Raw genomic sequence first — 13,341 nt, forward strand, 5'->3', positions numbered from 1 at the left:
GAGTAGGTGACTGTTAATCACTTGGTCGTTGGTTCGAATCCAACTCGGGGAGCCACTTTCTTCCGGACTACGCAGGCGGCCCAAGGCCTCCGCCGCTGGACGGTAAAACCCTCATAAACTGTGGCTTTTTTGTGGCTTCGCGCCCAGACGCGCCTTTAGCGCGGCAGGACGAGTGCAAGCCTGGATCGTACGGCTTGGCCACCCGTTTCCATATCAAAGCCCGAATGACCGGGCCAGATAATGGAAAGGAGACCACCATGGGTGAGCTCACCGAAAAGATCAAAGGCAACACCAATGAAGCCATCGGCAAGGCCAAGCAGGAAAGCGGCAATCCGCAGACCCGTCAGGAAGGCCGCGAGCAGGAAGCCAAGGGCGATGCTCAGCAACTGAAGGGTGAAGTCGAAGGCAAGCTCGGCAACGACATCTGACCTTCACACAGTTTTGCCGCAAGCCAAAGGAAACGCCCCCGCCGCAAGGCAGGGGCGTTTTTCTATTTGGCGGCTATCGCGTCGCTCCACTTGCGGTCGGCAATCTCGTCGCGCTTCGCGGCGAAATCTTCCTTTGACAGGATTTCGACCGCGGGGGTCAGGCCCAGATGCTCAGCCAGAAGCTTTATGTCCTTGCGCGGGGGCGAGCCGTACAAGGCGGCATGGCTGCTGCGCAGATAGAGTTTCAGATCGCCATCCTCGACTGCCAGCAGGCTGACGTTGAGCGATTTGCGCGATTGCCCGCCCAGCCGGCGGCACAGCCGCGTCGCCAGTCCCCATCCCGCCGCCTCGTGCAGGCGATCCGCGGGGGCGAGCGCGGCAATGGATTCGGGCAAGTCGGTCTGTCCGCTATTGGCGAGGACGGCGGCGGCCAGCATGCCCCGCTCACTATCGGTCAGATCCAGCCAGCGCTTGTAGAGCGCCCATTCGACCGCCTGCGTCGTGCGAAGATTGGGCTCGACCTGCATGGATGCGAGTGAGAGCATCGTGGCCGCCAGCCGAAGCCGTTCGGTTCCGTGCCGCTCCGTCGGCAGGGCCGCGACGGTCCAGCCTGCGATCCGGGCGGAAACGGCAGGCGATGCGCCGATCTGCGCCGCGAAATAGCCGATGCCCGCCAGCAAGGGGTCCTGTGCACGCTCAGCCTTGCTCAGCCGCGAATGCAACAGCCCTTCGCGCAGGCCCCATGACGAAAAGACGAGCCCTTCGGGTTGCAGCCGCGTCAGCAGGGCACCCAGCAGCACCGCCGCTCCCGGCAGGATGGATGCGCGCATCGATGACACGCGCGGCACCGCCTTCAGGTCGCCCACGTCGGCCCGCGCAATCCGCTTCGCCAGCTTGGCGGCATCGGCCGAATTGATCGACAGGCCATGCGGGTCGGACAGCGGATGCGACTGGCGATGCATCGAATAGAGCGCCATCGAGCGCCAGGTGCCGCCCACCATGAACAGCGGGCCGGTTATGGAATGGTCCCAACCCGCGTCGCGCAGCGCCTGTTCGATCACCTCGTCGACGCGGTCTTCGCCCTGTTCCAGCAAGGACGCGAGACGCAGCGTGCCCAGCGGCATGCTGACCCCGCCCTGCGGCTCCCCGTCGCGGATCGCCACGAGTTCGAGGCTGCCGCCGCCCAGATCGGCGACCACGCCTTCGCGCCCCGGAAAAGCCCCGATGACGCCCATCGCACTGACCTGCGCTTCCTCCTCGCCCGAAATCAGGCGGGGGTGCAGCCCCAGATCCTCGACCTTTGCAAGGAATTCAGCCCCGTTCTCCGCCTCTCGCACGGCGGCGGTGGCGACCGTCTGGACGTCGTCGATCTCAAGATCCGACAAGATCAGCGCAAAGCGGGCCAAGCCGCCAAGCGCAAGTTCGATCGCCTCGTCCGGCATCCGGCCCGTATCGGCAAGGTCGCGGCCAAGCCGCGCCGTGACCTTTTCGTTCATCAGCACGGTCGGCGCGCGCGGCGAGCCGCCATAGACGACCATGCGGACGGTGTTGGAACCGATATCGATCACGGCGCAGGTAAACCCGCCATTGCTGCGGGACGCGTCGCGCTTTCTTCGAATATTCTGAGAGGTCATTTTCTCTATCTTGTCAGACCTGCGCGCCCTTGCGCAAGGCGAGGCGGGGCACGGCATCCTCGACAAGGGCCTGGCCGCGTCCCGAAAGCGAGGGGTTGGTCATGAAATAATTATGCAGGTTGAATGGCCTGTCCGAGGAGTCGGCGCGGGTATAGCTGCCATCGGTCTGCAATATCCAGCTTTGTTCGGTGTCGAGCAGGTTGGCCAGCAGCACCTGCTGCAGGATCTGGTCGTGAACGGTGCGATTGCGGATCGGGACCATCGCCTCGACCCGGCGGTCGAGATTGCGGCTCATCGCGTCGGCGCTGGTGATGAACACGCGGGCCCGCGGACTGGGCAGGCGATAGCCGTTGGCAAAGGCCCAGATGCGGCTGTGTTCGAGGAACCGGCCGATGATCGACTTGACCTCGATCGTGTCGGAAATGCCGGGGATCCCGGTTTTCAGGCAGCAGATCCCGCGCACCACAAGGCTGATCTGCACGCCCGCCTGCCCCGCCTCGTACAGCTTGTCGATCACGCCCTTGTCGGTCAGCGAATTCAGCTTGGCCCAGATGGCCGCCGGTCGCCCGGCTTGCTGGTTCGCAATCTCGCGGTCGATATTGCGGTAGAGTTCGTCGCGCATGTCGATGGGCGAGACGACCAGCTGTTCCATATCGTGCGGTTCGACATAGCCGGTGACGAAATTGAACAGCTTGGCCGCGTCGCGCCCGAAACGCGGATCGGCGGTAAAGAAGGACAGGTCGGTGTAAATGCGCGTCGTCACCGGATGATAATTGCCGGTGCCGAAGTGGCAGTAAGTGCGATAGCGATTGCCCTCGCGCCGCACGACCATCGACACCTTGGCGTGGGTCTTCCAGTCGACGAAGCCATAGATCACCTGCACGCCCGCGCGTTCCAGCTGATTGGCCCACAGCAGGTTCTGCTCCTCGTCGAAACGGGCCTTGAGCTCGACCACGGCGGTGACCGACTTGCCCGCCTCTGCCGCCGCGATCAGCGCGTTGATGATCGCCGACTGCTTGCCTGCACGGTAAAGCGTCTGCTTGATCGCCACCACGTCGGGATCGCTGGCGGCCTGCCGGACGAAATCGACCACCACCTCGAAACTCTCGTAAGGGTGGTGGATGACGATGTCCTTTTCGCCGATGGCGGCGAAGCAGTCCCCGTCATGCTCCATGATGCGTTCGGGATAGCGCGGCGAATAGGGCTCGAACTTCAGGTCGGGGCGGTCTTCGTCGACGATGTCGGCGAGCCCTTCGACCCCGATCAGCCCGTTGGTCTTGATGACCTGCGCATCGGACAGGCCCAGTTGCTCGCGCAGCAATTGCTCGGCAACGGGATCGAAATCCTCCTCGATCTCAAGCTGGATGACCCTGCCGCGACGGCGGCGCTGGATCGCGGTGCGGAAATAGCGGACGAGATCCTCGGCCTCTTCCTCAAGCTCGATATCCGAATCGCGCAGCACGCGGAACGCGCCGTCGCCCTCGATCCGGAAGCCGGGGAACAGCAATTCGCCGAACCGGCAGATCAGCCGCTCTATCGAGATATAGGTCGCGTCCTCCCCCGGCACGCGCACGAAACGCGGCAGCGCCGAGGGGATGAGGATCATCTCGACCACCTGCTCGCCGTCGGAAATGCGCGTCAGGTGAAACAGGACGCCTAGACCCTGATTGGCGACGAAGGGGAATGGATGGGCCGGATCGATCGCCTGCGGCGTCAACACCGGCAGCAAATGGTCGAGAAAATAATCCTTCAGCCAGTTGCGCGCCGCGGTATCGATGCGCCCCTCGTCCGCGACGTGGATCCGCTCCTTCACCAAAAGCTCGCGCAGGTCGCGCCAGACATCCTGCTGCGCCACTTCCAGCGCCTCGGTCGCTTCGCGAATGGCGGCTAGCTGCTGCGAGGGTGTGCGCCCGTCGATCGACAGCTTCGAAATGCCGCGCCGCACTTGCCCTGCAAGGCCCGCGACGCGGATCATCATGAATTCGTCGAGATTGCTGCCCGAGATCGAGAGGAAGCGCACCCGTTCCAGCAGCGGATATTCGGGGCGCGAGGCCTCGGCCAAGACGCGCCGGTTGAAGGCCAGCCAGCTGAGTTCGCGATTGTAATAGAGATCCTGCGGCGCGAGCGCCTCCGGGCTTGCAGCTTCCGATCTCGACATCTCGTTCATCACGCTCGCCATGAAAGGTAAAATGGGGTGGGCGCGCGATGGGGAACCGGTGTTACGACCGTGTTACAGTTTTCTGACAGAGTTTGTACCGTCATCTCGACTGCAGGCGCTTTGGATCGACAGGTTGCGCCGCAAGAACGGCGCTCGCGGAGCGATCATGCGCCCAAGCGCCGCGCGTGACAAGGCGGGAGTGGAAGGGTGCGGCCTCCCGCACGGCCAATAATAAAGAGCGGACCGGCCATCAGGAATGACCGATCCGCCGATTATTCGAATGTGGCTGCCGGAAGGTTCCGGGTCAGTCGGCCTTGGCGACGCGCGAAGGGACGAATTCGCCGCGGTCGAGCATGCCGAGAGCCTTGCGCGCCAGATTGCGCGAGTCCGCCCATTCGCCCTGCGCGGTTTCCATCTGGTAGCGCATCCGGTTGTCGGCGACGCGCGTGAACATGGCGCGGGCGCGTTCGGTTTCGCCCTGACGGGCAAAGTCGACGCCGCGATTGAGAAGCTGCACCGGATCGCCGCTGTCCATCACGGCCGCCACTTCGATTTCTTCGCTTGCGCCAACGGGTTCGGCGGTGTTCGCGGCCGTAAGATCCGCCTGCGGAGCCAGCGCCGCCCCTGCGGCGAGCAGGCCTGCGAACAGCGTAGCGATTGCCATATCCATCTCTCCTTATCCGTAAGTTGAGACAAATATGCGCCGTATCGCTCCCTACTGCAACAATTCTGTAACATTGTCATTTTTCTGAAACATTAGAGCCGCGGCAATCGTCGGAAAATCTTTTTGCAGTTGCGGAATGGCGGAATTGTGCGGGATTGAACACGAATGTCAGTCGGATGATCACGTCCTTGCAAAGAAACTGTCACAAGCGGGGTCTAGCGGAGCCGAGCGATCCGAAATCGCACGCTATTCGATTCTCGGTACCAAGGGGACCAATTGCCGTGACCAATATTCACCGCTCGCTTATTCTTGGCTGCAGCATGCTGGCTCTTGCCGGCTGCGGCGGCGACCAGATCGTCTCTCCCGGAACGGGCGGTGACATCATCATCGAAAATCCTGCACCCGCGCCGTCGCCTACGCCGACGCCTACTCCGACGCCAACTCCAACGGTGACGCCGGCCAATGGCTGCCCCACCATCGCGTCGACCGGCGGCCTGACCAATTCGGGCACGATCGAGGGCGACAGCGGCGAATACCGCGTCTGCACCCTGCCCGCGCAGTTCGATGCCAGCGACACGCTGCCCTATATCGAGGGCCTGCTCTACGCCATCAACGGCCGCGTCGATGTCGGCACCGACGGCGGTCCGGTCGCTTCGGCCAGCGACAGCGACGTGACTCTGTCGATCGAACCCGGCGTGATCCTGTTTGGCGCAACCGGCCGTTCGTACCTGGTCGTCAACCGCGGCAACCAGATCGACGCCGTGGGTGAGCCCGAGCGTCCGATCATTTTCACCAGCCGCGACAACGTGCAGAGCACCGCGGGCGAGAATTCCGACGCACAGTGGGGCGGCGTCGTCCTGCTGGGCCGCGCGCCGGTTTCGGACTGCCGCGACGGCGTTCCGAACAAGGCCAACCAGGCCGAGTGCGAGCAGCTTCTGGAAGGTGCGGCCGTGACCACGCTTTTCGGCGGCAACACCCCGGACGACAGCTCGGGCACCATGCAGTATTTCCAGATCCGCTACTCGGGCTTCACGCTGGAAGGCGGTTCGGAACTGCAGTCGCTGACCACCGGCGGCATCGGTTCGGGCACGACCATCGACCACTGGATGAGCTTCAACAGCTCGGACGACGGTACCGAGTTCTTCGGCGGCCGCGTGAATATGAGCCACATGATCGTGGTCGGCGCTTCGGACGATTCGATCGACGTCGACACGGGCGCCCAGGCGAACCTGCAATATGTGATCGTCGCCCAGCGCGCCGGCACCGGCGACAACATCGTCGAGCTGGACTCGCCCGATGAGGACTACTCGACCGGCGCCCTGCCGCGCACCAACCTGCGGATTGCGAACGCGACCTTCCTGTCGCGCAGCAGCGGCAGCGCACAGGCCCTGCGCCTTCGCGGCGGTGCGCAGTTCAGCCTCGTCAACTCGGTCATGGACATCGACGGCGACCGCACCTGCGTCCGTCTGGACGAGACCGTGACGCTGGCCCAGGACCCGCTGTTCGCTTCGGTCGTCGCCAATTGCGGCACCACCCAGCCGTTCCGCGGTTCGTCGGGCGTGACCGACGCCGAGGTCGCGGCGGCCTTCGACGGCGGTGACGACACGGACTCGTCGTTCACCATCACGCTGACCGGCGGCTTCATCAACGGCACCGGCGAAGCGGGCGTGGCCGCCTATGACCCGACCGCTCTGTCGAGCTTCTTCGATGCCACCGACTATATCGGTGCCGTCGCGGACGAAACCGACACGTGGTACGAGGGCTGGACCTGCGACAGCGCCACCCTGACCTTCGGGAACAACACCGGCCTCTGCACCGAGCTGCCGGTCTACTCCTGATCGCGTAATCGGGGAGGGTGCGATCCGGACCAGCGCCGGGTCCGCCCTCCCCCTTTTCGTATTTGCTTTTGACAGGTCCTTGGATGGGCCTGACCCGACTGATCCATTGAGGGGGTTTCATAGCCATGTCGACCGGCAAGCGCCTTGCAGGCGTACTCCTGCTTTCCACCGCGCTTTCCTTTCCCGCCACCGGTTTTGCGCAGGATGTTATCGGCGTACCCCCGGGCGATGACCCCAGCACGGAATCGGCCGAGATCCAGCAGGCCGAGGACGCGCTTGGCCCCGGTGCCGAAGTGCTGCCCGACAGCGATACGGCGACCGAAGAGGAATATCAGGACACCGACATCTCGGTTCCCGGCGGCGACATCATCGTCACCGGCCGCCGCGTGCGCGACGTCACCCGTTCGTCGACGCAGGTCGTCAGCGTCCTGTCCGCAGAGCAGATCGCCCGCACCGGCGAAGGCGACATCGCGGGCGCGCTGAACCGCGTCACCGGCCTGTCGATCGTCGGCGACGGACGCGTCTATGTCCGCGGCCTTGGCGATCGCTATTCGCTTGCCATGCTGAACGGCCTGCCGCTGCCCAGCCCCGAACCGCTGAGCCGCGTGGTGCCGCTCGACATCTTCCCGACCAGCGTCATCGCATCCTCGCTGGTGCAAAAGACCTATTCGCCCAACTTCCCCGGCGAATTCGGCGGCGGCGTCATCAACCTGACCACCCGCGCCGTTCCGGACGAGAGCTTCTTCACCATCTCGGTCAGCGGCGGCGGCGATACCCGCACGACGGGCCGCGACGGGCTGACCTATTTCGGTTCGGACATCGACTGGACCGGTTTCGACAACGGCAACCGGGACACGCCGTCCAACCTGGAGGCTTTCTACCAGACCGGCGAGCGGATCGAGGATTCGGACATCGCCGTGCAGGAAGGGATCGCGGCGCAGATCTGGCCGACCAATCTCGCCACCGTACAGAAGGACGGCAATCTGCCGCCGAACTGGTCGGGATCGGTCACGGCGGGCACATCGTTCGACGTCGGTTCCGATGCGGTGCTGGGCGTGATCGCGACCGCCGGCCTCAAGAACAGCTGGCGCAACCGGCTCGTCACCTCGCAGAGCGGTACGACCGACCTGCAGCTGCGCGACGATACGGAAAACTTCATCACCGATCAGCGCATGCTGTTCAATTCGCTCGTCGCCTTCGGCCTCGATTTCGGCGAGCACACCATTCGCTGGACCAACCTGTACATTCGCGACACGCGCAAGCAGGCGAGCCTCGCGAACACCTATCAGTTCGAGGACAACTTCGACGTCGTCACCCAGAACACGGCCTGGTACGAACGCCAGCTGATCGACAGCCAGGTGGTGGGCGAGTTCGAATTCGGCCCGCTCTCGCTCGACCTGCGCGGCGGCTATGCCCGCACCGATCGCGAGGCGCCGTATAATCTGACGTTCAATTACGTGCGCACCAATCTCGATACGCCGACCGGCAATTATTACGTTGCCAACGTGACGGGCAACCAGATCCAGAACGTCGACCCGATCAGCTCGGTATTCGAGGATCTGCAGGAAGAGCTCTGGTTCGGCGGCATCGATGCCAGCTACGAGATCACGCCCAACCTCGTTTCGACGATCGGCTATGCCTATTCGGACACCGACCGCTATTCGGAACGCCGCGACTTCCGCCTTCAGATGAGCGTGGATCCCGAGAATGTCGGGCTTGGCCTGACGAACGACGTGCTGACGCTGGTCGGCCTGCGCCGTCCGGGGGATATCGTGAACGGCGCGACGCTGGCCGGTTTCAATGTCGGGCTGGTCGAGGCTTCGCAGAACCCCGCGTTCGACGCGGCGCTGCGGGTTCACGCCGGTTACGGCCAGATCCGCTGGCTTCCGCTCGACACGCTGACGGTGGATGTCGGCGTGCGCTATGAAGAAGGCAAGCAGAACGTATCGCTGGCGCCTGTCTTCAACGACATCGATCCGACCCTTGCGGTGACCAATATCGAGGAGGACTATTTCCTCCCCGCCGCGACGATCACGTTCGAGGCGACCGACGATCTTCAGCTGCGCCTGTCGGCATCCAAGACACTTGGCCGCCCGCAGTTCCGCGAGCTGATCGAGCAGTCCTATTACGACCCCGAGACCAACCGCCAGTTCCGCGGCAACCCGTTCCTGACGGACAGCGAACTGCTGAACGCCGAGGCACGCGCCGAATATTACATCGGCGGCGGCAGCCGGCTGAGCGTCGCGGGCTTCTACAAGGAAATCGACAAGCCGATCGAGACGGTGGCGACCATCACCTCGGGCGGCGGGCGCGAATACAGCTTTATCAACGTGCCCGAGGCAAAGCTGTACGGCGCGGAAGTCGAGGCGCTGTACAATTATGAACTGTACGATCTGGGCGGCTGGTTCGATACCAAGCAGCTGGTCCTGATCGCGAACTACACCTATTCGAAATCCGAACTGGGCGGCTTCGACGAGACGACCACCGCGCCCTTCACCGGCGCGCCGGTGATCATCGGCAGCTTCTTCGACGAAGGCGATGCGATGACCGGTCAGTCCGAGCATGTCGCCAACCTTCAGCTGGGCTTCGAAGACATGGACGTGCTCCAGCAGTTCACGGTTCTGCTCAACTATGCCAGCGACCGCGTGATCAGCTACAGCCCGCAGCAGCCCCCGATCGTCGAGGATCCGGGCCTGACCGTCGATTTCGTGGCGCGAAGCGAAGCCTCGTTCCTCGGCCAGAATGTCGAGCTGAACTTCCAGGCCCGCAACATCTTCGCGCGCTCGCATCTGGAATATCAGGACAATGGCACCAACCGGCTGGACGTGAACAGCTACAAGCGCGGCGCCTCGTTCTCGATCGGTGCATCGATGGAATTCTGACCAACCCACTTTTCTGCGCCTGACGGGCCCGGTCTCCGCTATGGAGACCGGGCTCTTTTTTATGGGTTCGCCGCCTGAAAATGCGTCAGGCTGATACATGGCGACCGTGCTTTGGCACCGATTTGACGGAATCTTTTGCCTTCGGCCGTTTCCCTTGGCACATCGGTGCGGGGATCGAAAAAGGGGGTTTGTTCCGAATGCGTTATGTCACTGCGCTCATGCTGCTTGCACCTGTCATGCTTGCGGCGACGCCCGCGCTTGCCGGTGAGGAGGTGCTTTACGGCCCCGCGCCCGACTGGATCGATATCGAGGGCGCAGCCCCCATCGACACCGCGGCCAAACTGCCGATCGCCCGCATCGACGTGCAGCAACGGATCGAGGATGGCACGGTCACGATCTACGTCGACCGCGCGATCAAGCTCGACAGTGCCGAGGCGCTGACGCAAGGCGGCACCAGCACCGCCACATGGATGCCAGAAAAGGGCGATCTGACGATCCATGCGGTGCGGATCCTGCGCGGGGACGACACCATCGACGTGCTGGCCGCGGGCGAGCGATATACCGTGCTGCGCCGCGAGACGCAGCTTGAGCGCCGGACGCTCGACGGGATGCTCACCGCGACCATGCCCATACCGGGACTGCGTACGGGCGACGTGCTGCAGATCGCGTTCAGCCAGACCGTGCACGACGAGACGCTGGCGGGCGGCGCGCAATTGAACTCGCTTCTGTTCGCCAAACCGTTCGAGGCTGGCTTTGCCCGCAACATCGTGTCCTGGCCCAAGGACGAGACGCTGGTGTGGAAGGCGGGTCCCGGCATCGCGCAGCCGCAGGAAGAAATCCGCGGCGGCTATCGCCAGGTCAGCATCGCCCTCCCCCTGCCCGAACGCGACGAAATGCCCAGCGACGCGCCCAGCCGCTTTACGCGTCCGCAGGTGCTGCAGGCGGGCACGTTCGGAGACTGGGAGGAAGTCTCTTCGGTGTTCGCGCCATTGTACAAGACCGAAGAAACGATCGCGCCCGGCAGCCCGCTTGCCGCCGAAGTCGCGCGGATAAAGGCGGCCAGCAGCGATCCGCTGGAACGCGCCGTCATGGCAACGCGATTGGTGCAGGAACGCATCAGCTATCTGATGAACGGCATGTCGGGCGGCAACTATGTCCCGCAGGCGCCCGCCCGCACATGGGAACTGCGCTTTGGCGACTGCAAGGCCAAGTCGATGCTGCTGCTCGCGCTGCTGGACGAGCTGGGGATTGAGGCCGAACCGGTCCTCGTGAACACGCAGTTCAGCGATGCCGTGCCCGATATGGTTCCGATCCCCGGTGCGTTCGACCATGTCATCGTCCGCGCCGATATCGGCGGCACGCCCTATTGGCTGGACGGCACTATGACCGGGACGCGGCGCGCCAATATCGCGAATACGCCCGCGATCCGTTACGGCCTGCCGATCCGTGCCGGGGGCGCAGGCCTGACCTCCATCGAACCGCGCGTGCCCGAATTCGCCGATATGGATATCCGGATCACGCTGGACCAGCGGGGCGGCGTCGACATACCCGCGCTGGCCACGGTGGTGACGCGCCTGTCGGGTGCCTCTGCCAGCAATCTGTCCGCTTCGATCGGCCAGATGAGCGACGAGCAGCGCGAGCAGATGCTGGAGGCGCTCGCGGCCAGCACGCAGCTGGGGGCGCTATCTTTGGTCGATGGCGATGTCGAGGTCATCGAGGAGGACGCGGTCGTCCAGTTCACCGTGACCGGTCTGATGACCACGCCGTGGCAGGACGAAGGGGCCCGGATGCGGCAGAACCTCGACATGCTTCCGGGCGCCGGTTACGAATTTTCGACCGATCGCGCACGGGCCGCATGGCGCGATATTCCGGTCGAACTCGGCTATCCCGGTCTTGCGAAAAGCGAGATCACCATATTGCTGCCCGAAAAGGGCGAGGGTTTCGCGCTGCGCGGTCGGCCCGATCTGGACGTGTCTTTCGCCGGGGAACGCATCGTGCGCCATGTCGAGCTGGCGGACGGAAAGCTGATCGCGCGCGAGACGCTGGAGAGCCGCGGCGGCGAGTTGCCCCCGTCGGGCATCAGCGAAGCCCGCACCCAGGCCGCGCGCGCCAGCAGCGGGGTGCCGTTCCTGCTGGCCCCCGTCGATGCCTCGCGCGCATGGGAATATGCGCGCGCCGATCTGCGCAAGCGCCTTGAACCGTATGAGGACGCCTATGCCAAGGCCATCGCACGCGACCCGGAAGAGGCCGGCAGTTTCCTCAATCGGGCAGGCTTTCGTCAGCAGACCGGCAATCTGACCGGCGCGCTGGCGGATATGGACGAAGCGATCGCGCTCGACCCGAACGCCGACAACTATCGCTATCGCGGCTATCTCAACAGGAATTTCGGCCGCGACGAACAGGCGCTGGCCGATTTCACCACGGCGTTCGAGTTCGATCCTAACGGCGCCAATGCGCGCACGATGGCCGCGCAGCTGGGCCGCATGGGGCAAACGTCGGAGGCGCTTGCCCTGCTCGACGAATATGACGACCATGGCGAAGATCACGAGGGCTTCGTCGACACGAAGGCAGAGGTTCTGGCCTATGCCGGACGGGCCGAGGAAGGGTTGGCGCTGGTCGACACGCTGATGGATGACCAGCCCGGCAAGGGCTATCTGGTGAACAACGCCTGCTGGTACCGGGCGCGCTTCGATGTCGGGCGGGACAACATGATCGACATCTGCGACAAGGCGGTCCAGCAGGCGGGCAGCCCCGTGGCCGCGCTGGACAGCCGGGCGCTTGCGTGGCTGACCATGGGCGAGCCGGAGAAGGCACGCGCCGATGCAGAGGCGGCGCTGGCCAGTTCGCCGCAGTCGTTCATGACCCGCTATTTGCTGGGCTTTGCGCAGCGGCGGCTGGGCGAACGGGCGGGAGAGGACACGATTGAATATATCGCCGGGACATGGCCGGGGATCGCGCAGGACTATGCGCGCTATGGTCTGCAGCCCTAGCCCCGTCTAGCCGACGTCGAGGACATAGCCGATCGAGCGCACGGTGCGCAGCGGATTGCCCGCGCCCGCCGCCTTGAGCGCGCGGCGCAGGCGTCCGATCCAGACGTCCACCGTGCGTTCGTCGATGGGCGGGTCGAGCTTGCCCAGACCCTCGATCAGATCGTGGCGCGTCAGGACGCGATTCGGATTCTCGGCAAAGAATCGCAGCAGGCGGAATTCGTTGGGCCGCAGCATGACCGGCGTCTGGCCCCAGCGCGCCTGCAGCGCCATCAGGTCGATCGCCAGTTCGCCGGCCTGCAGGATCTGCGTCGCGTGGCGGTGGCGGCTGCGTGCCTGCACGGCCAGCACGCGGTCCAGCACCGCGTTGCGCTCCACCGGCCCCACCATGTAGTCATCGGCCCCGGCGCTCAGCGCGCGGCGGCGGTCGTCGATGTCGTCGCGTTCCAGCACCATGGTGACATGCGCATCGCGCGTCCGTTCGTCGGCGCGGAGGCGGCGGCACATTTCGAGGCCGGACAGATCGTCCATCACCCAGTCGACGAAAGCCCATAGCGGACCGTCGAGCAGCCGCCTCGGCCCGCTGGCATCCAGTCTTGCGAAATGGAAATGCATGTCGTCATGCGCGAACGGTTCCATCGCCTCGGCGTATGGGTCGGTAAGGTAGATGTAAACGATGTCCACGATGCGGCGGCCCCACTGTTGCGGGGACGGGTTGGCGCAAGGATGTGACGCATTCGTGACGCTTTC

The 13,341-nt window shown here is 64.3% G+C and carries 8 protein-coding genes; 4 read left to right on the forward strand and 4 right to left on the reverse strand.

Going from position 1 to position 13,341, the window contains the following annotated elements; genetic code table 11:
* Nucleotides 1–257 precede the first annotated feature (257 nt).
* On the forward strand, nt 258–428 hold the full coding sequence (locus tag AC4FIJ_RS09825) for a CsbD family protein (RefSeq protein WP_490336545.1): 171 nt from the start codon (nt 258–260) through the stop codon (nt 426–428).
* Between the two features lie 62 nt (nt 429–490).
* Here the strand turns inward: AC4FIJ_RS09825 and AC4FIJ_RS09830 are convergent, their stop codons facing one another.
* From AC4FIJ_RS09830 to AC4FIJ_RS09840, 3 genes are all read right to left on the reverse strand, one after another.
* Nucleotides 491–2,062 carry a Ppx/GppA phosphatase family protein gene (locus tag AC4FIJ_RS09830; RefSeq protein ID WP_490336546.1) on the reverse strand — a complete coding sequence of 524 codons (1,572 nt, stop codon included), beginning with the start codon at nt 2,060–2,062 and terminating at the stop codon, nt 491–493.
* 13 nt (nt 2,063–2,075) lie between these two features.
* Nucleotides 2,076–4,229, reverse strand: a complete 2,154-nt coding sequence (locus AC4FIJ_RS09835) for an RNA degradosome polyphosphate kinase (RefSeq protein WP_490336547.1) — start codon at nt 4,227–4,229, stop codon at nt 2,076–2,078.
* Nucleotides 4,230–4,524: 295 nt separating this feature from the next.
* Nucleotides 4,525–4,884, reverse strand: coding sequence for a hypothetical protein (locus AC4FIJ_RS09840; RefSeq protein WP_490336548.1), 360 nt, complete (start codon nt 4,882–4,884; stop codon nt 4,525–4,527).
* A 281-nt stretch (nt 4,885–5,165) separates the two neighbouring features.
* On the opposite strand from AC4FIJ_RS09840, the gene AC4FIJ_RS09845 reads away from it, so the two are divergent.
* The 3 genes from AC4FIJ_RS09845 (at nt 5,166) to AC4FIJ_RS09855 (ending at nt 12,594) form a co-directional block, all read left to right on the forward strand.
* Complete coding sequence (locus AC4FIJ_RS09845; RefSeq protein ID WP_490336549.1) at nt 5,166–6,722, forward strand: hypothetical protein; 1,557 nt, start codon at nt 5,166–5,168, stop codon at nt 6,720–6,722.
* A gap of 125 nt (nt 6,723–6,847) precedes the next feature.
* Nucleotides 6,848–9,604 (forward strand): TonB-dependent receptor domain-containing protein, encoded by a 2,757-nt coding sequence (locus AC4FIJ_RS09850; protein WP_490336550.1) that lies wholly within the window; start codon nt 6,848–6,850, stop codon nt 9,602–9,604.
* Nucleotides 9,605–9,801: 197 nt separating this feature from the next.
* Nucleotides 9,802–12,594, forward strand: coding sequence for a DUF3857 domain-containing protein (locus AC4FIJ_RS09855; RefSeq protein WP_490336551.1), 2,793 nt, complete (start codon nt 9,802–9,804; stop codon nt 12,592–12,594).
* Between the two features lie 6 nt (nt 12,595–12,600).
* Here the strand turns inward: AC4FIJ_RS09855 and AC4FIJ_RS09860 are convergent, their stop codons facing one another.
* Nucleotides 12,601–13,275: a response regulator transcription factor gene (locus tag AC4FIJ_RS09860; RefSeq protein ID WP_490336552.1), complete on the reverse strand. Its 675-nt coding sequence runs from the start codon at nt 13,273–13,275 to the stop codon at nt 12,601–12,603.
* Nucleotides 13,276–13,341: the final 66 nt, after the last annotated feature.

The sequence above is a fragment of the Croceicoccus sp. genome (genome assembly GCF_983967925.1).

Coding starts and splice junctions, on each gene's coding strand:
- AC4FIJ_RS09825 (WP_490336545.1), top strand. CDS start 258: ATGGGTGAGCTCACCGAAAAGATCAAAGGCAACACCAATGAAGCCATC.
- AC4FIJ_RS09830 (WP_490336546.1), bottom strand. CDS start 2,062: ATGACCTCTCAGAATATTCGAAGAAAGCGCGACGCGTCCCGCAGCAAT.
- AC4FIJ_RS09835 (WP_490336547.1), bottom strand. CDS start 4,229: ATGAACGAGATGTCGAGATCGGAAGCTGCAAGCCCGGAGGCGCTCGCG.
- AC4FIJ_RS09840 (WP_490336548.1), bottom strand. CDS start 4,884: ATGGCAATCGCTACGCTGTTCGCAGGCCTGCTCGCCGCAGGGGCGGCG.
- AC4FIJ_RS09850 (WP_490336550.1), top strand. CDS start 6,848: ATGTCGACCGGCAAGCGCCTTGCAGGCGTACTCCTGCTTTCCACCGCG.
- AC4FIJ_RS09855 (WP_490336551.1), top strand. CDS start 9,802: ATGCGTTATGTCACTGCGCTCATGCTGCTTGCACCTGTCATGCTTGCG.